The 25,409-nt window shown below is 34.3% G+C and carries 20 protein-coding genes and 1 tRNA gene; 10 read left to right on the top strand and 11 right to left on the bottom strand.

The features are described 5' to 3' along the window. Positions 1-47 precede the first annotated feature (47 nt). Positions 48-962, top strand: coding sequence for a GYDIA family GHMP kinase (locus tag BSF42_RS07755; protein ID WP_095952522.1), 915 nt, complete (start codon positions 48-50; stop codon positions 960-962). Here the strand turns inward: BSF42_RS07755 and BSF42_RS07750 are convergent. The 7 genes from BSF42_RS07750 to BSF42_RS07720 all read right to left on the bottom strand — a co-directional run bounded on the left by BSF42_RS07750 (position 959) and on the right by BSF42_RS07720 (position 7,912). Then, complete coding sequence (locus BSF42_RS07750; RefSeq protein ID WP_095952728.1) at positions 959-1,402, bottom strand: hypothetical protein; 444 nt, start codon at positions 1,400-1,402, stop codon at positions 959-961. The genes BSF42_RS07755 and BSF42_RS07750 overlap by 4 nt on opposite strands. A gap of 277 nt (positions 1,403-1,679) precedes the next feature. Continuing rightward, the gene (locus tag BSF42_RS07745) at positions 1,680-3,779 is read right to left on the bottom strand and encodes a peptidylprolyl isomerase (protein ID WP_095952521.1); all 2,100 of its coding nucleotides are present in this window, start codon (positions 3,777-3,779) and stop codon (positions 1,680-1,682) included. A 107-nt stretch (positions 3,780-3,886) separates the two neighbouring features. After that, entirely contained in the window at positions 3,887-5,143 is a 1,257-nt protein-coding gene (locus BSF42_RS07740) for a hemolysin family protein (RefSeq protein WP_095952520.1), read from the bottom strand. A 2-nt stretch (positions 5,144-5,145) separates the two neighbouring features. Beyond that, a complete protein-coding gene (locus tag BSF42_RS07735) occupies positions 5,146-5,340 on the bottom strand; it encodes a hypothetical protein (RefSeq protein WP_095952519.1) in 195 nt (64 codons plus the stop codon). Positions 5,341-5,349: 9 nt separating this feature from the next. Then, positions 5,350-5,904, bottom strand: coding sequence for an LPS export ABC transporter periplasmic protein LptC (gene lptC, locus BSF42_RS07730; RefSeq protein ID WP_095952518.1), 555 nt, complete (start codon positions 5,902-5,904; stop codon positions 5,350-5,352). A gap of 51 nt (positions 5,905-5,955) precedes the next feature. Beyond that, a complete protein-coding gene (locus BSF42_RS07725) occupies positions 5,956-7,185 on the bottom strand; it encodes a hypothetical protein (RefSeq protein ID WP_095952517.1) in 1,230 nt (409 codons plus the stop codon). After that, the gene (locus BSF42_RS07720; RefSeq protein ID WP_095952516.1) at positions 7,178-7,912 is read right to left on the bottom strand and encodes a type III pantothenate kinase; all 735 of its coding nucleotides are present in this window, start codon (positions 7,910-7,912) and stop codon (positions 7,178-7,180) included. The genes BSF42_RS07725 and BSF42_RS07720 overlap by 8 nt, the downstream gene beginning before the upstream one ends. 103 nt (positions 7,913-8,015) lie before the next feature. Here BSF42_RS07720 and BSF42_RS07715 point away from each other — a divergent pair. From BSF42_RS07715 to BSF42_RS07695, 5 genes are all read left to right on the top strand, one after another. Further along, positions 8,016-8,091: transfer RNA gene (locus BSF42_RS07715), tRNA-Phe, on the top strand. 50 nt (positions 8,092-8,141) lie between these two features. Next, positions 8,142-8,282: a GIY-YIG nuclease family protein gene (locus BSF42_RS22840; RefSeq protein ID WP_095952515.1), complete on the top strand. Its 141-nt coding sequence runs from the start codon at positions 8,142-8,144 to the stop codon at positions 8,280-8,282. 95 nt (positions 8,283-8,377) lie between these two features. Beyond that, entirely contained in the window at positions 8,378-8,665 is a 288-nt protein-coding gene (locus tag BSF42_RS07705; RefSeq protein ID WP_095952727.1) for a GIY-YIG nuclease family protein, read from the top strand. 638 nt (positions 8,666-9,303) lie between these two features. Beyond that, a complete protein-coding gene (locus BSF42_RS07700; protein WP_095952514.1) occupies positions 9,304-10,797 on the top strand; it encodes an MFS transporter in 1,494 nt (497 codons plus the stop codon). 11 nt (positions 10,798-10,808) lie between these two features. Then, positions 10,809-11,033: a DUF6814 family protein gene (locus BSF42_RS07695; RefSeq protein ID WP_057115955.1), complete on the top strand. Its 225-nt coding sequence runs from the start codon at positions 10,809-10,811 to the stop codon at positions 11,031-11,033. A 71-nt stretch (positions 11,034-11,104) separates the two neighbouring features. On the opposite strand, the gene BSF42_RS07690 is transcribed toward BSF42_RS07695, so the two are convergent. From BSF42_RS07690 to BSF42_RS07675, 4 genes are all read right to left on the bottom strand, one after another. Beyond that, positions 11,105-13,978: an alpha-amylase family glycosyl hydrolase gene (locus BSF42_RS07690; RefSeq protein WP_095952513.1), complete on the bottom strand. Its 2,874-nt coding sequence runs from the start codon at positions 13,976-13,978 to the stop codon at positions 11,105-11,107. An 85-nt stretch (positions 13,979-14,063) separates the two neighbouring features. Continuing rightward, complete coding sequence (locus BSF42_RS07685; RefSeq protein ID WP_095952512.1) at positions 14,064-14,879, bottom strand: SusE domain-containing protein; 816 nt, start codon at positions 14,877-14,879, stop codon at positions 14,064-14,066. Positions 14,880-14,897: 18 nt separating this feature from the next. Further along, a complete protein-coding gene (locus tag BSF42_RS07680) occupies positions 14,898-16,526 on the bottom strand; it encodes a RagB/SusD family nutrient uptake outer membrane protein (protein WP_095952726.1) in 1,629 nt (542 codons plus the stop codon). Between the two features lie 37 nt (positions 16,527-16,563). Beyond that, entirely contained in the window at positions 16,564-19,539 is a 2,976-nt protein-coding gene (locus BSF42_RS07675) for a TonB-dependent receptor (protein ID WP_095952511.1), read from the bottom strand. A gap of 236 nt (positions 19,540-19,775) precedes the next feature. Here BSF42_RS07675 and BSF42_RS07670 point away from each other — a divergent pair, with 236 nt between their 5' ends. From BSF42_RS07670 to BSF42_RS07655, 4 genes are all read left to right on the top strand, one after another. Continuing rightward, a complete protein-coding gene (locus BSF42_RS07670; RefSeq protein ID WP_095952510.1) occupies positions 19,776-20,807 on the top strand; it encodes a LacI family DNA-binding transcriptional regulator in 1,032 nt (343 codons plus the stop codon). 176 nt (positions 20,808-20,983) lie between these two features. After that, a complete protein-coding gene (locus BSF42_RS07665; RefSeq protein ID WP_095952509.1) occupies positions 20,984-22,339 on the top strand; it encodes an MFS transporter in 1,356 nt (451 codons plus the stop codon). A gap of 15 nt (positions 22,340-22,354) precedes the next feature. Further along, positions 22,355-23,005 (top strand): beta-phosphoglucomutase, encoded by a 651-nt coding sequence (gene pgmB, locus BSF42_RS07660; RefSeq protein ID WP_095952508.1) that lies wholly within the window; start codon positions 22,355-22,357, stop codon positions 23,003-23,005. An 86-nt stretch (positions 23,006-23,091) separates the two neighbouring features. Beyond that, positions 23,092-25,395, top strand: a complete 2,304-nt coding sequence (locus tag BSF42_RS07655; protein WP_095952507.1) for a glycoside hydrolase family 65 protein — start codon at positions 23,092-23,094, stop codon at positions 25,393-25,395. The last annotated feature ends 14 nt before the right edge of the window (positions 25,396-25,409 follow it).

Here is a 25,409-nt window from a genome sequence, read left to right as displayed (position 1 = left end):
AAAAAAGCAAAAGGATTTCCACTGCTATCGGGGCTAAAAAATAACGCATGAAAAAAACATTTTACAGTAACGGAAAACTTTTTATCGCCGGAGAATATCTGGTTTTAGACGGAGCAGATGCTTTTGCGTTACCTACACGATTTGGACAAAGTTTAGTAATTGAAGATGGCGAAGACAAAGAAATAGAATGGAAAAGTTACGACTACAACAAACACGTGTGGTTTGAAGAAACGATTTCATTTGAAGAAATTATTACCAATCCCGAAGTAAAGGTCGAAAACATTAAATCGACTTTAATTGATATTTTACACGAAGCTTATGTTTTAAATCCAAAATTTATCGATGAGTCAAACGGTTTCAAAATAAAAACAGAATTGTCGTTTCCAAGAAATTGGGGATTAGGAACTTCTTCAACACTTATAAATAATATTGCTCAGTGGGCTGATGTTAATGCATTTACTTTACTAAACAATAGTTTTGGAGGAAGCGGCTACGACATTGCCTGCGCACAAAATGACACACCAGTTTTGTATCGTGTTAAAGATAATTTTGTTGAACCCGTTGAGTTTAATCCTGATTTTACAGACCATATCTATTTTGTTTATTTGAATAAAAAACAAAATAGTAAATCAGCAATATACGCTTACAACAATAACAAAAACCACCATTTAGCAGCAAGCGTAGCCAAAAACAATAAAATTACCCACGATATTCTTCATGCCAAAACTCTAAAAGAATTTGCTTTAGCAGTGCAGCGTCACGAAATTCACTTAAGCAATATATTAGAAATGCAGACGGTAAAAGAAGCCATTTTTCCCGATTTTGATGGCGTAATTAAAAGTCTAGGCGCTTGGGGAGGTGATTTTGTAATGGTTGTTTCTAAAGAAAATCCAAAAGAGTATTTCTTAAATAAAGGATATGAAACGATCTTTACCTACGAAAAAATGATTCTAAGTAATTAGTAATTTACTTTCTTGTTTTTGACATGTTTAGTTTCTAAACGTCGAACAGATTGGTTTTCTTGTTCATTCGATTCTATTAGTCTATTATGCAGACGCTCAGCCATTTTTTCAATGCTGTTCGTTATAGAATCATAAACAAGTTCCATTCTGCGATGTTTTTCTTCTTTTACTGCTTTTAAAACATCTTCAACAAAAATCTTATCGTATTTTTCAGCTACAGAATCATGTGTATTAGTTAATCGTATCACATAATCGTTACTTAAGATGGTAACTTTAAAATGCTGTTCATCGTTACTTAAATAATATTTTCCACCCAATTCATCTACATTGATGTCGGTGCTGCTAACTTTTAAAAGCTCAGTAATAATTCCAAAAATGTGACTTTCAATTTTGGTATATACTCTTGGCTTCTTTCTAAAAAAATTAAAAGTAAAAAACATTAAATGTTTGATTATTAAAGTATTTGTTTCTGGGATTTTAATTGTCTTTATTTCAACATACTGAAAACAAAAAAATATGTTAAAATTAAAAATCGGACAAATTAACTGCAATAATTTGAATACCGCAAATATTTTAAATTAAATTTCGATTATTCCCATATAATATAAGAAAATTAGTTAAAAATTATTACAAATTAAATTGTAGGATTTTAAATAATAAAGAAAACCCGAAACATCAAATGACGTTTCGGGTTTTTATAATTTTAATTACTGCTATTTAGTAATTGAATTGTAATCTGTTATCTTCAATTTTAGCATTATTTTTCAATGCTGGTAATAATCTGCTTGCATCATTTGCGCTTTGAGATTTTACTTTCTCAACATATTCAGCATGATTAGCAATTGCAGGAGCTTTTACTGTTTTAATGTTTTTTACAACATAAACTCCAGTGTTTCCTTCAATAGGTGTAGAGATTTTGTTTGCAGCTAAAGCAAATGCATTACCTACAACTCTTGGCTCTTGCCCAACTCCACCAGGTAAAACTGGATTATCTAAAGTTACATCTGCCGCTTGTTGAACAGCAACTCCAGCAGCTTTAGCAATAGCTTCAAGACTAGAACCTTCCATCTTTTTCTTTAAGATTTCAGCTTTTTTCTTGTTCTTCAAGATTGGCTCAACGTATGGTCTTGCCATTGTAACAGAAACTAAACCTGATTTGTTTTCACCTTTATATTGTGCGATCACGTGTCCGATGTTTGCAATTTCAAAACGCTTAACATCTCCTTTGCTTGTTTCTTTATCAAAAGCCCATCTTACAATGTTACGTTGGTTTCCTAATGGTCCAAATGCTTCATCCATAGCTTTAGCATCAACTGGCTGAGCCACTTTTAAACCTAATTCTTTTGCTGCAGCATTGAAATCTTTATCAGCTGCATCCATTTCGAATTTAGTTGCTAAAGTAAATACTTTATCAGAAGTAGTTTCAGAAGGCTCAATTTTCTGAGCGATTGTAGCTAAACGAATACCGTCTTGTTTATCTGTAATTTTGATAATGTGAAATCCAAAAGGAGTTTCTACTAAACCAACTTTACCAATTCCGTTATTGAATACAAAATCATTAAATGGTTTTACCATTTGGTTTGGACCAAAATATCCTAAATCACCACCTTGTTGTGCAGATGAATCATCAGAACTTGTAAAAGCCAACATCATGAAACTATCTGGATTAGCTTGAACTTGTGCTAAAATTTCTTCAGCTTTAGCTTTAGCTTCTTCTTTTGTTCTTTTTTCTTTTGCCGATGGAGTTTGAGAACCATCGTATGCAATTAAGATATGACTAGCTTTTGCGTTAACTCCAGCTTTAAATCCTAAAGATTTAGAAATTGCATAATATCTTCCATAAACATATGGTCCGTAAATTGCTCCAGCAGGTAAGCTGAATAATTTATCAGCATCAACAGCTGGTAAAGCATTTTTAGGAACATAAGTAGAATCGTAAGGAACATCAGAATTTGAATTTACAAATTCAGCAATGTTAGCTGCGTTTCTAAATCCTGGCAATGTATCGTTTTTGTTTGTTTTAGCGTTGTAAACAACACTTCCAGACAATAATGCATTTAACTTAGTTTTTATTTCAGCTTCATCTTCTTTAGAAGCTTTATCTTCAACTAAAACATATTGAATTTCACGAGTAGCATCTGCTTTGAATTTCTTCTCGTTTTTCTTCATATAGTCAACAATTTCTGAATCAGAAATTTTTACTTCACTGTCTTTAATAGAAGAATAAGGTGCTGCCGCGTAAGCAAAACTTACTTTATTAGCTTCCATTTCATACTTTAATTTTCCTTCACTAGCAGTTGTGTAAAGTCCTGACTTAATTAAAGTACTATAGATTTGAAATTTTGCATTCAATTCAGCATCTTTCTCTTTTTGAGCGATGTATTGTGCTGCTTCAGGATTTGATTTGAAGTAATCTTTAAACTTAACTACGTCAAAAATTCCTGCTGCATTTAAAAACATTGGATTTTTACCAATATTTGGATCTGATTTTAAAACCTCTAATAAGTGTTTTTCACCTACTCTTAATCCTAATTTATCAAATTGAGATGACAATAAAGCGATTGAAACTTCTTGATCCCAAACTCTGTTTGCAGCTTCAGTGGAAGTAATACCCTGCCCACTTTTTTCAACATTACTAACTTTAACTCTAAAGTCTTCAAATGAAATATCTTTTCCATCGATGCTTCCTACATCTTTTGAACTTTGACCAAATGTTCCTCTTGTAAATAGATCTTGTATTATAAATGCAAATAATGCAAGTGCAATAACTCCTATCAATAAAGCGGAACGCTGTCTAATTTTTGCTAAAACTGCCATTTTATTATCGTTAATTTTATATTCAGTTTGCGAAAATACAATTATCTAGTTAATAACAATACAACTAGCGTTTTATTTTACACATTTTTTTTTAATAATTTAAAAAATCAATCTTTAATTGTCAATTTGACTAGTTCGATCTTCTTATTTGAAGCCTCTTTTATAAAAAAATGATACTTATCTATTACAATTTTGTCTCCTTTTTGTGGGATTTCTTTTGTATGATTGACAATAAATCCTCCTAATGTTCCATAAGAGTCTTCTTCTGGAATCATTAATTTGTACGTTTCATTTAAATACTCAACATCCAAACGCGTTGAAAACAAATATTTACCTTCTCCAATTTGTTCTTCGATTAATTCTTCATCTAAATCATGTTCATCTTCAATTTCGCCAAAAAGTTCTTCAACTATATCTTCAATAGTAATAATTCCCGCCGTGCCTCCATATTCATCTAAAACGACTGCAATATTTTTACGCTTTTTAATCAGCACAGTCAGCACATCTTTTATCAAAATGGTTTCAGGAACAAATTCAACTGTCATTAAAACCGATTTTATGGTCGACGGCTTCTTAAACAAATCAAACGAGTGCACATAACCCACAATGTCGTCTAAGGAATTCTGACTTATAATGATTTTAGAATATCCCGTTTCGATAAACATCGCTTTCAGATCATCAACGGTATCAAACAAATCCACATCTACAATTTCGGTTCGAGGCGTCATTATATCACGAGCTTTTACACCTGAAAATTCTAATGCATTTTGAAAAATCTGAATTTCAGAATCTACTTCTTCATCTTCTTCAACCGTACTCATCTGTTCTGTAATGTAATTTCCGAGTTCAATTCTGCTAAATAATTGTATTTGACTTCCTTCGGTTTTAAGGAATTTACTCAATACAAAATCTGCAATCCAAATAAAGAAAGTGGAGATGTAGTAAAATAATCTGTAGAACAAATAGGCCGGAAGAGCGAGAATCTTAATTAAGGAATTGGCATAAATCTGAAAAAATACTTTTGGAAAAAACTCTGAAGTCAATAAAACGACAAATGTCGCCAGAAGAGTCTGAATCAGTATATTCCACCAAGTTGAAAAAACAAAACCAAAATGTGCCATCCAATTCAAAATCAGATCGCCCATAAAAAATCCGTAAACAACCAAAGCTACATTGTTACCAATAAGCATAGCAGCAATAAATTTGGACGGATTTTCGGTGAGTTTAGTTAAGATGCGAGACAAGAAATCGTCTTGCTTCTTTTCTATTTCGAGATAAATTTTGTTGGAGGAAATAAACGCGATTTCCATTCCAGAGAAAAAGGCTGCTAGTATTAAACATATTATTATAATACTAATTTCCATTTTTATTGTTTTTTGTTACGGTTATCGTATTTGTTAAGAAATCTTCTTCTAAAGAAAAACATAAAAATAGCCATTCCTGCGATTACAAAGTAGAAAGGATAGCTTTCGTCACCTTCGTTTAGTTTTACGATACCATCATAAGCAAAAAAAAGTGCAAATGCGATATAGATGAATTGTGTATATTTTAAATAACCCATAATTTTGTTTTATTCTTCATCGGATTCAATTTCACCGCTTATTCGCTGTGAATTAATCACTTTAAAATCTTTACTAAAATCTATTCCCTGACCGTTGGAAACCCCTTTTGCATCGGTAAGTTTAAATTTTCTTTCGGTATAAAACCATTCATTTTTCTGGTCGAAATACAATTGTTCTGTTTCCAAAACCTGCCCTGCTTCTGAAGTGATTTTTACTTTTCCAATCAAATCAATAATTCCGGTATTTTTATACGAAACGGCATAATTCCCTCTTATAAAAGTTCTCTTTTGCTTTTTATCGTATAAGGTAACATCTATTCCTTTAGGAAATTCTGTAAAAGGAAAATCAAGATTAGAATAATCAAGCATTTTACGACTTATTAAAATGCCCGAAATGCGTCCAGAATCTGTATACTTTATATTAATTGTATCATTATCACTTGCAGGAACAAATTCTGAGAAGTTAATTTTTTGAACGTCTTTAAAATTACTTTCGCAACCAAAAAACAGCGTCACAGCAAAAACTGTGACAACTATTAGACTATATCTCTTTGGTAAATTCATTTGCCAAATGTAATAAATTGTAATGAGCTTAGAAAAGATAAAATATTATGTTTATTGGAATTTACTCTTCACAAACCATTTGTCGTTGAAAGAGAAACTTAAACTAAAATTCACGTAGTTTTCTTGTACCAAATTAGAAGAAACCGTACCGCGTTTACCAAATTCGATTCCGAAATTTAAGTTTGATAAAGACTGCGGAATAGGAATTCCTGCTCCTAATGTTACTCCAACATCTTTGATAGATTCATTGTTTACAATCAATCCAATTTTTTCATATTTCAAACCTGCTCTATAGGTAATTCTGCTCAAGTAACTTGTAAATGAGTTATAATTAGGAAGATAATATCCTCCAAGAGCATATTTTGAATATTTTTCATAACTAACATTCTCAGCAGCATTATAATAATTTGCCAATTGGCCGTCTCCTTGGAATGTCATATTTGCTCCCACAAGCCATTTTCTAGCCTCACCAATTCCTAAACCAATACTTAATTTGTTAGGAAGTTTTAAGGTTTGTGAATTTACAGGAAGAACATAAGAATCTGGGTCACCTTGAACAGAAATCGTTCTCGTATTATCTGAGTTTAAATTACTTGCAAAAGTATAGCTTAAACTAGAAAACATACTAATTTTTTTGTAGACTTTTTTCTGGTACATTGTTCCAAAACTAAAAGCCATACCTGATAGCTCTGAAGCGTTTACTTCTGCCGTACCATTCTGAACTCCTGTTATAGCTTCAACTGTTGTAGTTGTAATTTTTCCAAAATTATACTGTGCGTCAACTCCAATATTCCAGTTGCGCATTATTTTATATCCAAGTCCGAAATAAACTTTATTTATACCGCCTTTTCCATCAAGCTGTGAACTTGTCGCTCCTTCTGTTGCAGAATTATCGGTAAGAATTTTATAACCTACTGAAGTTACTGGTATTAATCCAAACGAAGCCCCAAATTTCCCCATCGGAATTCCTAATGCTAAATAATCAAAAGTACTGCGCTGTGCTTTTTCAGATTGTGTACTTGTTTTTAAATTAGAAGTTGCAAAAGTTCCTCCAACTGTAAAAGTGGTTTGTATTAAGCTGGCATAACTTGCAGGATTTTCTAAATTTAAATGAATCGTATCTTGCTCCACTGCAACCCCGGCCATAGATCTATTTTCAAGAGTTCCCTTGAATCTCACATCTCCTATTCCGAAAAAAGAATAAGGTGAAGCAGTACCTTGCTGAGCAAATGAAACGAACGATATAAGCAAACAAGCGCTTATTAATACTTTTTTAATCATTGTCGATTTTATATTGATATGTTTGGTTCAAACTTTCTAGAAGGAAATTTGAATTGGCAAATATGGTATTTTTTAATCGTTTAGCCAAAAAATCTGCATCGCCGCCCGTTAAAATTATGATAAAATTTGAAAACTCTTTTCGATATTCATCGATAAAACCGTCAATCTCATAGACGAAACCATTGACAACACCAGAATGTATGGCTTGTTGTGTTGAGTTTCCTATATATGTTTCAGGTGCTTCTAATGTAAGTAACGGCAGTCTGGCCGTAAAATTATGCAGTGATTCATATCGCAGCCGAAGACCTGGAGATATAGCGCCGCCCAGATAATTATCATTTTCGTCGATAAAATCGTAGGTTATGCAAGTTCCCGCATCAATAACTAATCTGTTTTTTTTAGGAAATTGCAATGCTGCTCCAGCGGCCAAAATCATACGGTCTATCCCTAAAGTTTTTGGTGTTGCATATTTATTGGTGAACGGAAAAATATCTTCGTGCGTAAAAAAATGAATTTTTAATTGTTTTTCGAACGTCAAAAAGGATTGTTTTTCGACGCTTCCGACTGATGCAACAACCAAATCAGAGCAGTTTGGGTATTTTTTTAAAATTTTTTTAATTTTTTCTTCGAGCTCATTTTTCTCAAAAATAAAATTCTCCAGAGAAGTATTTCCCTCAAAGACAGATGCTTTAATTCGAGTGTTTCCAATATCAACAGTTAAAACCATTTTGCTTTTTTGTTTTTGCGAAGATACGAATTGATTTTTTTTCTTAAATGTTTTGGATAAACGGAAAATGATTCTATCTTTGCACCCGCAATGAGCACAATACGGTACCTTAGCTCAGATGGTAGAGCAATGGACTGAAAATCCATGTGTCCCTGGTTCGATCCCTGGAGGTACCACCAAAACCCACTCAACAGAGTGGGTTTTTTGTTTTAAACATGTTTTTTTACAAATGCATTATTTATATATCCTGTATTCAAAATCTTCTGAAAAATTCTACATAGGGGAAACAAGTGATATCACTGAAAGAATTTCAAAACATAGAGATCACTTTTACACCAATTCTTTTACCAAAATTAAAAGAAAATCATAATGTGTACCTGGTTCTCCCGAAGCCTCGGGACTGGAGGTACCACCAAAACCCACTCAACAGAGTGGGTTTTTTGTTTTAAACATGTTTTTTTACAAATGCATTATTTATATATCCTGTATTCAAAATCTTCTGAAAAATTCTACATAGGGGAAACAAGTGATATCACTGAAAGAATTTCAAAACATAGAGATCACTTTTACACCAATTCTTTTACCAAAATTGCTAATGACTGGGAAGTAGTTTTATCTTTTATTTGTAACGATAGGGACGAAGCCCTATATCTTGAAAAATTTATTAAGAGAATGAAAAGCAAAATTTTTAATAATAAAATAATAGCTGATCCATCAATTCTTAAAGATATTCTCAATAAAAGAAAATCATAATGTGTACCTGGTTCTCCCGAAGCCTCGGGACTGGAGGTACCACCAAAACCCACTCAACAGAGTGGTTTTTTTGTTTTTTATGCTTTTTGTTCTTAACCGCATAGTGCACTAAGATTTACGCAAAGGTCCGCAAAGTTTAGATTTAAACTTTGCGGACCTTTGCGTTTTTTCTTTTTTTGCCGTTTCTACGATCCAGAGTAAAAATAAATTACATCCTGAAATTCATATAGCCCGCGGTTTCAACCGCGGGGATATAAATTAAAAACATATAACTCCCCTACGGTTAAAACCGTTGGCTATGTTTCTACATGAGTTCAGATTACCTTTACGTTTTTTGTTTGTGTATTTTGCGGTTAAATTTTACTAGAATATATTTTCCACTTCTGCGATCCAGAGGAAAAACAATTTACATCCTGAAATTCATATAACTCCCCTACGGTTAAAACCGTTGGATATGTTTCTCCATGAGTTCAGAATACCTTGACGTTTTTTCTATATGTATTTTGCGGTTAAATCTCATAAGTCAACAAATTAATAGTTTTTGTTAAAAAAGTATTAAGTGAATAAAAAAATATCTTCTATATTCGTAAAACTATATTTTTAACTTTCATTTATTAACAAGATCTCAAAGCAGTTTTATGAGCGAAACTTCTACTAAGGGCATTTGGAAAGTAATTTCAGCCTCTTCTATGGGCACCATGATTGAATGGTATGATTTCTATATTTTTGGCAGTCTGGCTGTCGTTATTTCGACTAAATTCTTTCCCAGTGATAATCCGACTGCGGCATTTTTATCAACTCTTGCCACTTTTGCCGCCGGATTTGTAGTTCGCCCCTTTGGCGCTTTGTTCTTTGGGAGGCTTGGAGATATTATTGGTCGGAAATATACTTTCATGGCTACTTTATTATTAATGGGCGGTTCTACTTTTTTAATTGGATGTATTCCGAGTTATGAAACAATTGGTTTTCTTGCTCCTTTATTAGTTCTCATTTTACGTTTGCTTCAAGGACTTGCTCTTGGCGGAGAATACGGCGGCGCAGCAACTTATGTAGCAGAACACGCTCCTGCCGGCCAAAAAGGTTATTGGACTTCTTGGATTCAAACTACTGCAACTGTGGGGCTTTTTATTTCTTTAATGGTTATTCTCGCAACTAAAAATATCCTATCTCCAGAAGCTTTTGATTTATGGGGATGGCGCGTTCCTTTTTGGGTTTCGATCGCAATGGTGGGCGTTTCCTATCTTATTCGAAAAAATATGGATGAGTCTCCTGTTTTTGCAAAAGCTAAAAAAGAAGGAACTACGAGCACAAATCCGTTAAAGGAAAGTTTTGGCAACAGGTATAACATGAAATTTGTTTTACTTGCATTATTTGGAGCTACAATGGGGCAAGGCGTTGTTTGGTACACGGGACAATTTTATGCCATGAGTTTCATGAAGACAGTTATGAATATTGACTCTTCACAAGTTGATGAATTATTAGGTATTGCACTTTTAATTGGAACACCTTTTTTTATTATTTTTGGATGGCTGAGCGATAAAATCGGACGTAAATATATTATGATGTTTGGAATGCTGATCGCTATATTGTCTTATAGACCTATTTATAAGACGATGTACAACACAACAGACATCAGCCAAAAAACGGAAATTGTAGAAAATCCAAAAGAAACGAAAGAGGTAAGAGCGGATGGAACTTCTATCGTTATGACACAGAAAAAATACACCGACGGCACAACCGTTTTTGAGAAAAAAACGTACATAGAAAAAAAGGATGTGCAAACCAGCATTTCGATCACAATTAATTCAAGCGATAAATGGACATTAATTTTATTAGTTTTTATTCAGGTACTCTTTGTAACAATGGTTTATGGTCCAATTGCCGCATTTTTAGTCGAAATGTTTCCAACTAAAATCAGATATACTTCGATGTCACTTCCTTACCATGTAGGGAACGGTATCTTTGGAGGATTACTTCCTGCTATTTCTACTTATTTTGTAACTCACGCCAAAACAGCCGGCAAACCAGATTATTACCTGGACGGTTTGTGGTATCCTATTGTTATTGCAGGAATCTGCTTTGTAATTGGAATGATTTATATTGACAACAAAAACAAAACTACTCACCTTTAAAATTTAAAAAAATGAATGCGATTAAACAAGTTTTAGGGGCTTTATGGATTGCTTTAGCAGCTGCAGCAGCTTATTTCTGTGTATTTGAATTTGGTCTCCCAAAACTACTTTCAGACCAGCAAGACGATTTAGTATTTGGCGTAATTATTCTCTTTATATTAACACCGCTTATTGTCATGGGATTAGGAACATTTGGGTATTATTCTTTAATAGGAGAATACAATAAAAAGAAGTAAAAAAATCAAACACGATATAAACAAAAAAAGGCTGTCTATTTCTAGACAGCCCTTTTCATTACTAACTTAACCTAATTTTTAATAAATTTCACAACCTGAACTTTATTGTTTTCATTAAACGTTTTTACAACATACAATCCCGAAACTAAATCGCTAACCGAGAATTGAAAATCTGCATTTCCGTTTGTATTAAAAGTTTTTACTAATTGTCCTGTAATAGAATATATCTCCACTTTTGAAGCTGCAAATCCTAAAGTAAAATAATCTGCAACTGGATTTGGATATAGACTTACTGAATTCCCTTTTTCAAAATCATCAATTGCCAAATTTGCAGTTTGGTTTCCATAAATTCTATACTCTCCTGGAAGAAGATTTATTGGCGCATTTACATCTGCTACATTAATAGTTGTATTGTCCATTAAATTATACCAAGTTCCTGCGTACGGAAAACCTGCTGCAACATTTTGTGCTGTGGTATCGAAATTGGCTAAAATCAATACATTTTTTAATTGCGCTGCCGTTAAGCTTGGATTTTCAATTTTAATACTGATCGTCAAAGAGTTCGCATCTGTCATTGTTGGAGTTCCTAAAAATACAGGCTCAACCGTTTTAAGCGTGATCATTTTTGCCCAATCGTTATAAACTTTAGTACGATTAGCATCTCCAAGCCAATTTTCTGCCCATTGAGGCTGTGGTTTTGTATCCAATTTACAATCACCGGGAATTGTTCCTGAATCATCATTTACAGTTCCGTTATTACAGCTGAAAATTGAATCGTCCATTCCTAATTCTCCAAAATGCCAAATCATTTTTGGGCCTGGAACCAATAACGAAACGGCTCCAATGGCAGACATTCTAGCCAAAGCTGTATTTAATGTTTTTACATTATAAGTGCCATTTACAGCACCATATTGGACATTTTTATACATTAAGCGTTCTTCATCATGGCTTTCTGCATATCCCATTAAACGATTCGCAGTAAAACCACGGCTAGCACTTGTCATTCTTGAAATATTACTATCTGAAGCATAACCCATTGACAATTGATTGTAAGGGTTAGTCATTTTTCCCCACATCATAATTCCTTTGCTTGGCGTTTCGGTAATTTTATAATTTGCCCATTCTTTTTCTTCTGCATCAGTTCCTAAATGTTCAAAAATGGTATAATGTGTCGGGTCTAAACTCCATGAATAATCTGCATATTTTTTCAATACATCAACCCTATCCTGCTGATACGCGTTGGTACAGCTTTCATCTGCTGCTATACAGGCCTGTGTAAATCCTTTGGTTAAGTCCCAGCGGAAACCGTCAATTTTATATTCTTCAATCCATTGTTTGATAACGCGATTGACATAATTTTGAGTTTTAAGAGATTGATGATTAAAATCTTCTCCAACACTGTAACTGTGTTTTGCAGCAGTATTAAAGTATGGATTTTCGGCAGTTGGCGAACCAAAACCATCTCCGTCTGGATCATTCATCCACATTCTTACCATCGGATTTCTGCCAAAAGCATGATTTAATGCAACGTCAAGAATAACAGCAATACCATTTTGATGACATAAATCGATAAACTCTTTTAGCTTATCCGAAGTTCCGTAAAATTTATCCAAAGCCATATGAAATGAGGTATTGTAACCCCAGCTTTCATTTCCTTCAAATTCCATTACAGGCATTAATTCGATAGCATTAATTTTTAGGTTTTTAAAATAATCAATACGATCGATCAGGCTTTGATAACTTCTGCCAGCATCAAAATCACGTACCAAAACTTCGTAAACAACTAGTTTTTCTTTTTCTGGTTTTATAAAATTATTAACCTGCCAATTGTAAGCAGACTGACCTGTTTTTAAAACGGTAACCTCAAAATTTTGTCCCGCTGGATAAACCGGCATATTTGGATATTTTACTGCTGGAATCGAAGCATCATCATAAGGAGACAAAACCAACGTCGAATAAGGATCTGCGGTTTTTACCATTGCTGGTGAATTGGCAAGCGGCGTGGCATCTATCACCCAATATTGATAAGTATTATTTGCACCCGAAACCAATCCAGTTAATTCCAGCCAGAATTTTCCTGAAACTGGATCTTTTTTCATGGCATACGCCGAAGTTGGCTGCCAGTTATTGAAACTTCCCGCCACGTAAACAAAGTCTTTTAAAGGCGCATCGAGAACCAAAATTGCTTTTGAAAAATCTGAAGAATTATAATTAATTCCATCAACTAAACCTGCAGGCATCGCTTCAGATACCGTATTTGGGTTTACTATAACTGAAAACTTTTTTACAATCGTAGTCGCGCCTTGAGTTAAAGTCAATTCGTAAGTTTGGTTATTTGTAATATTGAGATGAGAATAAGAATAGGCAGCAGCACCCGTCTTTGTATTAATAACTGTTCCGTTGGATTTTAAAGAATAATTTGCCGCACCGTTTGTGTTTGAAGCAGTAATATTAAAATTTGATCCAGATGATACAATTGATGTACTATTTTCTACTGGCGAAGTTAGATTTACTTGAAAAGATCCAACTTCAACTAGAATATCCTGAGATTGTTTTGTACCAGTTCCGTCTTTAGCTTTAATAAGAAAACCAATTCTTCCGATTCCATTTCTATTAAAATATACAGATGGAGTAAATGATTTTGTGTATGTATCTGTTCCTGCATTATAAGTAAATTTACTGGCTTCCGCCGATGCTGTCCAAGATCCGTTTGAAGGAGAATCTAACTGATTGGTATCATTTACATCATAAGACCATGACCAAAGGTACAGTGCATTTCCTGTAACTCCCCAAGTACTTTCATTAATACTTGTTCCCGCAATTGAAATAGTGATTGGAGTTGTATCTTCAAAAGTGGGCGGGTTTATTGAATAAGTAACGTTTTGAATCTGGGCAAAAGCAGTTACTGCCATCAATAAAAATATTGATAGTAAAGTTTTTTTCATGATGCTTGTGGTTATTTGGTTAGTTAGTTTGATCAAAAAAGGGCTATCTAGCAGATAGCCCCTTTTCAGTTATTAACATCAAACATTAATCTAATGTTATCGTTTTTGCAACATTATCAATTTTAAAAACTCTCGATCCCGTTGGTCCTGTGTATTTAAAATTATGATCTCCATCTGCATTATCTTCTAATTCTGAATCGATCGTATATCCTTTATCTGCATAATATGAGTAATTGTGACTTGCATCCCAGTTACCATCACTTGTAAAGTTATTTCCTAAAAACTCTCTAAAAGCTTCTCCACTTTTAAGCACAATCGTTACCTGGTAGATGTTAGTTTGCCCAACAACTAAAGGAAACTCAGTCTCAGCGTCGCCTGCCCATGTCCAACCTCCTGGGGTGGCACCACCTACTAACCAGTGAGAAGAAGCTAATGGAACATGATAAGGAGTCGCTTTGATTGTAAATAAATTAGAATATTGAGGAATTCCTGAAGCTCCTACAACAGATTTAATTCGAATGTCAACATTGTTTACTTCTTTCTCTACGAAACCACCATTAACTAGTGCAGAGTTTAATTCAGCCACTGTAATTGGTTGAGAAATTGCAGTAGTACTTGCCAATGTTATTGGACTTGCAAAATTAGTTCCAGCTTTCGCAATTTGAATCGTGTAGTTCACTATTGTTTGAGTTCCTGTATAAGTTGCTTTATTCCAGTTTACGGTAGTCGCAACTTCTTTCTCAGTTTCCTTTGAAAGCACAATACTAAAATCAGATTGTGGTGTTAACAATACAGGAGCAGTTCCTGCATCAATAACTGGTCTATTGTCTACATCATCAGCATTACATGAAACTGCTAATACACCAATAAATGCGATTAAAATTTTATATATATTTTTCATTTTAATTTCTATAAGATGTTAGTATCCTGGATTTTGCTTTAATGTTGGATTTGCCTGAATATTTCTAGCAGGAATCGGCATTAAATCTCTGTACGATTCTGTAGCGTTACCGTTAATAGAACCGCCTTTCCATTGCCAGATTTTAGAACCACCTGTGAATCTTCCAAATCGAATTAAATCTGTTCTCCTGTGACATTCCCAAAACAACTCTCTCCCTCTTTCATCTAAAATAAAATCAAGTGTCATTTCTCCAAGAGTAATAGGTTGTGCTTCTGCTCTAGTTCTAATCTGGTTTATGTACCCCAAAGCTATCCCCAAATTTCCTGTTGCTGCTCCTCTTAAAGTCGCTTCAGCATACATTAGGTAAGCATCTGTTAATCTAAACATTGGAAAATCGATATCCGGAATATCATTTCTTTGAGCTGCAGATCCGTCAGCCTTTTTGTTGATGTATTTTGTTACAGCATAACCATCTGTAAAAGTAGAAACATTGTTTATGTCTTTTGACTGACCATTTGTGTAAAATGTTCCTCTTTTATCTGCGGTTGCAGTTTCGTCTTGAAAAAGATTTACAAACTCTCTACGAGTTCTAATTCCTTGCCATCCACCATCCATACCTCTAGATGAAGCATCCATGCTGCCTCCAATAGAAGCGTGCATGATGAAGCTCATTCCTCCACCAGTAGCTCTAATGGCGTTACCATCACCAACAATTGGGAAAATAACTTCCGTTTGAGCACCATTGGTATTATTATCCGCAGAGAATAAATAACGGTAAGGAACATTTGCGAATTTATAAGCTGAACCCGTAATAATTTCATTACATAAAGAAGCCGCTTCATTGTTTCTATCTGTACCAGTATATACCTTGGCATTCAAATAAACTTGCGCCAATAAAAATTTAGCCGCTGTTTTATCAATTCTGCCGTATTCGTTTGCGCCCGAAGCAGCCAAACTATTATCTAAATCTTTTAATTCAGATTCAACAAAAGCAAAAACTTCTGCTCTTGTTTTCTGCTCTGGATAAAAGAACCCAACTGGATCATTTTCGGTAGTAATTGGTACATTACCAAATAAATCCATTAAGTTGTAATAAGAAAAAGCTCTTAAAAAACGAGCTTCTGCTCTAAAAGTAGCAATTTCAGCTTTCAAGTTAGAATCAACACCTCTAGCTGTTAATTTCTCCTCTGTAGTTTGTCTTAAAAACTCATTGGCAACACTAATGTGATAAAATGCTCTAGAGAATGTACCTTCCAAGAATTCATTGGCAGGAGCCCATGTTTGAGCATTTAATGTTGGCAAAGTACCATCGGCCCAAGCAATAATAGCTTCATCTGTAGTAAATTCCTGCGTTACAAAAAGCAATCTTAAGTAACTGCTAAAGTCACCTCCAAGTCCAGCGATATCAGGATTTTTCCCTGGTTGAGAAGCATCTCCATCTCCATCATTACCTCCAACATACAAACCTGCGTATAATTTAGCTAATACTTGCTTGTAAGATGCAGGATCTTGAAAAAAGGTTTCTGATAAAAACTCATCATCATCCTTTGGTGTCACGTTTAGGTCGTCCGTACACGAAGTCAACGTCATACTTATTCCCAAAATAAATAGGAAAAAATAAGATATATATTTAAATGATATTTTCATTTTGTTTGTTTTTAAATTTTTGATTTTCAGATCACTATTAAAAATTCGCATTCACCCCAAATAAGAAAGTTCTCGCTCTTGGGTAAACATTATTATCAATTCCGTTGAATTTCTCAGGATCTAAACCATTGTATTTTGTTAGAATCAAAACATTCTGAACACCAGCTGTAAATCTTAAAGAAGCCGCTTTTAATAAAGTTTTGTCAAAAGTATATCCAAGCGTAACATTATCTAATTTTATGAAAGAAGCATCTTTAATAAAATAGTCAGACAAATAACGAGATGTTCCGTTATCTTCAAAAGTGAAACCTGTATTATAGTAATCTGAACTTACGTTAGACAAATCTGTTTGTCTTCTTAATCCTGCGTCAGAGTAACCTAAGTTAGAACTTACGTTATCAAAAATATGATTTCCAACACTAGCTCTCCAGTTCATGGTAAAATCAAACTTTTTGTAGTTTAAAGTTGAAAACAATCCAAAAGTATAATCCGGTGCTGCTTTACCTGCTCTGTAACGGTCACCCGCATCAATTTTTCCATCTCCATTTCTATCAGCATAAGCTCCTGCAATTGGTCTTTTGTTTGCATCATATAATTGCTCGTACACAAAAAATGAGTTTGGTGAATATCCTACAGAATTAATAAGGATTTTATTACCATTTCCTCCAGCAATATTATCTCCTGTCAAATAACCTTGAAAACCTGGAACTGTAATACCTAGTTCAGATATTTTTTGATCTATATATGTAGTGTTAAAAGCTACATTCCAAGTCAAGTTATCATTTTTAATGATATCAGAGGCAATACTAAACTCGACCCCTTTAGTTTTTACACTACCAATGTTAAAGAACCCTTGATTTCTAAGATTTGCTCCATCAGGAACAGCAATATCAGCTAATAAATCTGATGATTTTTTATCAAAGTAGTTAATAGATCCCGTGATTCTATCATTGAAAAATCCGTAATCGATACCAATATTAGCCTCAGCCAATTCTTCCCATTTGATGTTTTCATTGTATCCTTCTGGTCTGGCAGTAGAATAAACCGTATTACCAAAAACATATTGTGAGTTAATTGTTCCAATAGTTACTCTACGTAAATAATCATACTGAGCAGAAATATCTTGTTGTCCTGTTGTACCGTAACCAACTCTTAATTTTAAAGTTGAAAAAGTAGCATTATCTTTTAAGAAAGCCTCCTCAGATAAATTCCATGCAAAAGCACCTCCTGCAAAATTACCCCATCTGTTAGCTTCAGAAAAACGAGAAGTTCCATCTCTTCTGTAATTTAAAGTCAGTAAATATCTGCTGTCATACCCTAAATTCAAACGTCCGAAAAACGATTGTAAGTTAACATCCGGATCTGTAGCAACATCTTCATTTGGATTAGGTTGTCTAGTCTCTCCAGAAGAATATTTTTCTTTTTGAAACAACTGGTAGTTATAACCTGCAGTTGCATCAATTTTAATTTTACCTATATCCTTAGTATAGTTAAAATAAGCATTTAAGTTTTTATTTTGTAATGCATCTGTATAACTATTATAGTTACCAAAATTCACATAATTAGGACCATTAAAAGGTTGTGGCTGATATCCTAACGCACTTTGTGTGCTTACTTCAGTAAAACCGCTGCTATCAAATCTGTCAATACCAGCTTCGGCAACCACTCTTAAATCTTCAAAGAAATGAAGTTTATAATCTACTCTTACATTCCCCCATTTTCTGGTAGAAGTTGCTCTTCTGTTATCTTGGTTTAATCTTGCTACAGGATTTCTTGCTGGCAATAATGGTAAATTTCCTGTTGGCTCTAACCATTCAAAATATCCTCCATAACGAGAACCTGCTTGGTAAACTGGCTGCGTTGGGTCAAATCCTATTGCGCTTCCTATAACAGCTCCTTCATCCTGAAATTGATTTTTTCCGAAAGATAAATTTCCGCTAATATCAATTTTCAAATGATTATCAAACAATACAGGATTTAACGATATCGATGTCGTAGTTCTTTCAAAAGAAGTGTTTCTTAGAATTCCTGGATTATCAACATTTCCAACAGATAAACGTACAGGTAATTTATTAAATAAAGAACCACTAACAGAGATATTGTTGTTAGTTGTCAAAGCAGTATGGAAGATTTCATCTTGCCAGTTTGTATTTGCATTACCTAATAATGCTTGCTGCGCCGGAGTACCTTTTGTATTTACCAATTCACGGAATTGGCCTGCACTCATTACATCAACTGTATTTGCTACTGTATTAATACCAACCTGAGAACTAAAGTTAACTTTTACGCCGCCTTTTGTTCCCTTTTTAGTTGTAATTACAATTACACCATTTGCAGCTCTCGATCCGTAGATTGCAGCAGCTGAAGCATCTTTAAGAACCGTAAACGACTCAATATCATTAGGATCAATAGTAGACAAAATACTTGTAGCACCACTAGGAACTGCATTGCTTAACGGGAGTCCGTCTAATACAATTAAGGGCTCGTTTGAAGCATTTAACGAAGATCCTCCACGAATTCTAATATCGGCTTTTGCTCCAGGAGCTCCGCCGCCAGTTACATTTACACCCGAAATACGACCGCTGATTAAACTCTCTGGAGTTACGTTAATTCCTTTATTAAAATCTTTTGCAGCTATTTGAGAAACAGATCCTGTTGCATCTTTTTTCTTAACAGTTCCGTAACCCACCTGTACCACAACTTCTTTCAGTTGGTTAGTATCTTCTTCTAAAGATACTGGCAGATTTTTTTGACCATTGAACACAATTGTCGACGTTTTATATCCAATAAATGAAACCTGAATTTTGTCTCCATTTTTTAGATTCGGTAATTGAAATTTACCATCAAAATCTGTAGAGGTTCCTGTTGTTGAACCTTGTACATTTACATTTACTCCCGGTATTGGCTGACCCGTGGCAAGATCAGTTACTGTTCCAGTTAAAGTGCTTTGAGCTAACACCGTAAACGGAAGCAGAAGGAATAAAAATAACAACTTTTTGTAAATTGTTTTCATACTTTTTGTTTAAATTAGTTTTGAGTTTTTGACTGTTAGTTAAGTTTTTAATTTTACTTCGAATTTCAAAATTATGAATTTATTAACATGCTCGACCAGAGACTATTTTAATTGAGTTACGAAAACGTGGTAGTGTTGAAAACTTTCTATATTTTGTAATCTTTTCAGTCAAAAATTGTCAATTATAAAATTTTCGGATACCTTTATTATTAATTAGATTTTTTTCAATTCTCGCCATGAAACGTAAAATAACCCTAAAACAGATTGCAAGGGAACTTGATGTATCCATTTCAACTGTCTCAAAATCACTTAGAAACAGTCTTGAAATTGGAGAAGAAACGCGCTTAAAAGTGCAGGCTTTTGCAAAGTTTTACAACTATAAACCAAACAATATTGCGCTTAGTTTAAAAAACCGAAAAACCAAAAGTATTGGTATTATCATTCCGGAAATTGTACATTATTTTTTCTCTACTGTAATCAATGGAATTGAGCAGGTCGCGAACGAAAACGGCTATAGCGTTGTCATTTGTTTATCTGATGATTCTTTCGATAAAGAAGTCCTAAATATGGAGATGTTAGCCAACGGAAGTATCGATGGTTTCATCATGTCCCTTTCTAAAGAAACCCAATATAAAGGTGATTTCCACCACATTACAGAAGTTATCAATCAAGGGATGCCGGTTGTAATGTTCGACAGAGTTACCAATGATATTTTGTGTGATAAAGTAATTATTGATGACAAAGCTGCCGCTTATGAAGCTGTTCAGAGTTTGATTGATAACGGCCGAAAAAAGATCGCTTTAGTAACTACTGTCGATTATGTAAGTGTTGGGAAATTAAGAACCGATGGTTACGAAAAAGCACTCTTAGACAACGGGATTCCTTTCAACGAAGATTTAATCATTAAAATTGAAGATGTAGATACCTGCGAAATAACCATTTCTGAACTTTTGCATGCCAGAGCTTTTGATGCTGTTTTTGCTGTAAACGAACTTTTTGCGGTAACGATTATTAAAACCGCATCAAAAATGGGATTAAAAGTTCCCGAAGACTTAGCGGTAATTGCTTTTACAGACGGAATTATCTCAAAATATTCTACGCCAAGTATTACAACGGTAAGCCAAAGCGGTGAAAAAATGGGAAATAAAGCTGCTAAAATGCTGATCGAAAGACTTGAAGCCGAACACAATGATGACGAAGAAGAAAACGAAAATTACACCACAGAAGTTATAGAAACACATTTAATAAAAAGAGAATCTACTGACTAATTTTCTTAAAATCAACATATTCCAAAGCCATAATTAATATTTATGGCTTTTTTATTAGCATAAATAAAAAAATAATTAATACTTTTACGCCCGTCAAGGCTTTTACTTTTACTTCGAAAAAACAGTAAGTTTTGATAAGCAAAGCGCTTATCGTATAATTTTTTCAAATTACGATAATGGAAAAGCGTAAATTAAGTTTCTGGGAAATTTGGAACATGAGTTTCGGTTTCTTGGGAATCCAAATGGGGTTTGCACTTCAAAATGCAAATGCCAGCAGAATTCTTCAAATTTTTGGTGCCGACGTACATGAACTTTCGTGGTTCTGGATTATTGCTCCCCTTATGGGATTAATAGTGCAGCCTGTTATTGGTCATTATAGTGACAAAACCTGGGGAAGATTCGGCAGAAGAAAACCCTTTTTTCTTGTAGGCGCTATTTTAGCTTCTGTTGGATTAATTTTAATGCCACAGGCTAATATTTTCATTTCAGTATTACCTGCGTTATGGGTTGGAGCCGGAATGTTAATGATCATGGATGCTTCGTTCAATATTGCAATGGAGCCTTTTCGCGCGCTTGTTGGTGATAATTTAAGAACAGATCAGCGTACTGCAGGTTTTAGTATTCAAACTTCATTAATTGGTTTTGGAGCTGTAATTGGTTCAGCACTGCCTTATGTTTTAACGAAATATTTTAATGTTTCAAACAGCACTGTTCCCGGAAGTGTCCCATTAAATCTGACTTTATCTTTTATTATTGGAGCAGCAGTTTTAATAGGTTCAATTTTGGTCACGCTGTTTACAACAAAAGAATATACTCCGGTAGAATTAGCCAATTTTGAAGATCCTCAAAGCGAAAAAGATATTCCATCTGAAGAAAAATCAAAACTAACAGACATTTTTACTGATTTTGCAAAAATGCCAACAACAATGCGTCAGCTTAGCTGGGTACAGTTTTTCTCCTGGTTTGGTTTATTTGGTATGTGGGTATTTACAACTCCCGCAATTGCACATCATATTTACGGCTTACCATTAAGCGACACTTCAAGCCAGCAGTATCAGGATGCCGGTGACTGGGTCGGAATTCTGTTTGGAGTTTACAACTTAGTTTCTGCTATCATTGCACTGTTTTTCCTGCCATACATCGCAAAAAAAATAGGACGAAAATCAACTCACGCACTTTCATTAATCATTGGAGGAATTGGTTTAATTTCCATTTATTTCATGCCAAATGAAGACTGGGTTGTATTACCAATGATTTTAATTGGAGTTGCCTGGGCTAGTATTCTGGCCATGCCATATGCGATTCTCGCAGGATCAATTGCTCCAAAAAAAATGGGGGTTTACATGGGAATCTTCAACTTCTTTGTTGTTATTCCACAAATTGTAAACGCACTAATTGGAGGTCCAATTGTAAAATACCTTTACAACGGAGATGCAATTTATGCCTTAATTACAAGCGGAGTTAGTTTTTTAATTGCCGCTCTTTTAGTCTACAAAGTAAAAGATGTAGACGACACTATTCAAAAATCATAAAGAAGAATTTCTAACATGAAAAAAGCATTCATATTCGACCTTGACGGAGTAATCGTTGATACCGCTAAATACCACTTTTTAGCTTGGCAGAAAATCGCGCAGTCCTTAAATATAAATTTTACACATGAAGACAACGAACTTTTAAAAGGTGTAAGCCGCGTTCGTTCGTTAGACATTATACTTGGATTAGGAAATGTCCAGGCTTCGCAGGAAGACAAAGACAAATGGCTCATTCAAAAAAACGAAGATTACTTATCTTATTTAGTTGACATGGACGAAAGCGAGATTCTTCCTGGAGTTTTTAAAATTCTGCAATTATTAAAAGATAAAAAACAAGGAATTGCATTGGGTTCTGCCAGTAAAAATGCAAGACCAATTTTAGAGAAAACAGGAATCCTTTCATATTTTGATGTTATTGTTGACGGAAACGACGTAACCAATGCAAAACCAGATCCGGAAGTTTTCTTAAAAGCAGCTCAATTATTAAATATCGATCCAAAAGATTCAATTGTATTTGAAGATTCTGTTGCCGGAATTCAGGCAGCAAACATAGGCGAAATGGTAAGCGTGGGAATTGGTGAGGAAACAATTTTACATGAAGCTGACTATATTTTTAAAGATTTTACCCAAATCGAAACAAGCTTTATAGAAAAATTAATCAATTAGAAAATGTGCCAATTTGATAATTAGATAATTGCTGCAAACATGAATTATCTAATTTTCTCATTAACGAATTATCAAATTAAGAAAAAATGAACCAAGATTATATAAAACCAGATAATTGGTCAATTATAGAAGAAGGATTTGATGCCGAAAGAGTAAAATCGTCTGAAAGTCTTTTTAGTATCGGGAACGGTGCTATGGGACAGCGCGCCAATTTTGAAGAAAAATATTCTGCCGAAACTTTTCAAGGAAGTTATATTGCAGGAATTTATTATCCAGACAAAACAAAAGTGGGCTGGTGGAAAAACGGTTATCCGAAATATTTTGCCAAAGTATTAAACGCTCCAAACTGGATTGGAATTGACGTTGAAATCAACGAAGAAAACCTGGATTTAAATACGTGTACCGAAGTTAGGAATTTCCGCAGAGAATTGAATATGAAAGAAGGATGGTACAACCGTTCTTTTGAAGCAACACTGAAAAACGGAACCGAAATTGCCGTAAACGTTCGTCGTTTTCTTTCATTAGATTTAGACGAAGCGGGAATTATCAAATACGAAATCACGCCTTTAAACAAAGATGCAAAAATCGTTTACAAACCTTATGTAGATGCAGGCGTTACGAATGAAGATGCCAACTGGGAAGAAAAATTCTGGGAACCTCTTGAAGTAAAAAAAGGCACAAACGAAGCTTTTGTAACCGCTCAAACCTTCAAAACGCATTTTAAAGTTACGACTTTCATGCACAATACGATTTTGGCAAACAATGAAGACATTCATGTTTCGCCTTCAACAATCGATTCAACAACAGATAAAGTTCAGTATACTTACGGAACTATTATCGCTAAAGGACAAACCTCAGCAATTCAAAAAATTGGTGGATATACAGTTTCTTTAAACCACGAAAATACTTTGGCTGCAGCCGAAAAAGTAATTAAATCTGCGGTAAATTCAGGATACGATGCACTTCTTCAAAATCAAATTGACGCTTGGGCAAAAATCTGGGAAATGTCGGATATTACTATTGACGGCGATGTAAAAGCACAGCAAGGAATTCGTTTCAACATCTTCCAATTAAACCAAACCTATTTAGGAAAAGATTCTCGTTTGAACATTGGACCAAAAGGTTTTACCGGAGAAAAATACGGAGGATCTACTTATTGGGATACCGAAGCATATTGTATTCCGTTTTACATGGCAACAAAAGATCAGCAGGTTGCAAGAAACTTATTGACGTACCGTTTCAATCAATTGGATAAAGCGATTGAAAATGCGAAGGACAATTTAGGTTTCAAAAACGGCGCAGCGCTGTATCCAATGGTTACCATGAATGGAGAAGAATGCCATAACGAATGGGAAATCACACACGAAGAAATCCACAGAAATGGTGCGATTGCTTTTGCGATTTACAACTATTACCGTTACACAGGCGATTACTCTTATATTCCAGAAAAAGGATTAGAAGTTTTAATTGGAATTGCACGTTTCTGGCACCAAAGAGCCTCTTTTTCAAAAGAAAAAAATCAGTATGTGATTTTGGGTGTTACAGGTCCAAACGAATACGAAAACAACATCAACAATAATTTCTACACCAATTATATTGCAAAATGGTGTATCGATTTTGCATCAGAACAAATTACTAAAGTTGGTTCAGAATATGCTGCAGATCACAAACGCATTTTAGAAAAAGTAAGCCTTTCGGCAGAAGAAATTCAGGAATGGAAAAAAGTGGCTGACAATATGTATTTCCCAACTTCAAAAGAACTTGGAATTTATCTGCAACAAGACGGTTTCTTAGACAAAGATTTAGTTCCTGTAAAAGATTTAGATAAATCACAACGACCAATCAACCAAAAATGGTCTTGGGACCGCGTTTTACGTTCGCCTTACATCAAACAAGCCGACGTTTTACAATGTTTTTATTTCTTCGAAGATCATTTTTCTAGAGAAGAATTAAAACGCAATTTTGAGTTTTATGAGTCATTTACGGTTCATGAAAGTTCGCTTTCGCCTTGCGTACACTCGATTCAGGCTGCCGTTTTAGACAAAATGGATATGGCATATACTTTCTATTTAAGAACTTCTCGTCTGGATTTGGACGATTATAATAAAGAAGTTGAAGAAGGTTGTCACATCACATCGATGGCTGGAACTTGGATGAGTATTGTAGAAGGTTTTGGCGGAATGAGAGTTAAAAATGACCAATTGCATTTTTCTCCAAAAATCCCAAAAGAATGGAAAGGGTATTCTTTTAAAATTAATTTCAGAAATCAAATTTTGAAAGTAACTGTAAATCATAACGAAACCACTTTTACTGTAGACGGCGACCAAGATTTAACAATTATCGTTAACGGGAATCCTGAAATTGCAAGTAAATTTGTACAAATAAATTAATTACATAAAACTAA

Source organism: Flavobacterium sp. ACN6, assembly GCF_002304005.1.
Classification (GTDB): Bacteria; Bacteroidota; Bacteroidia; order Flavobacteriales; family Flavobacteriaceae; genus Flavobacterium.
The sequence above is the reverse complement of the archived record's forward strand: the minus strand, read 5'-3'. Positions and strand labels throughout refer to the sequence as shown.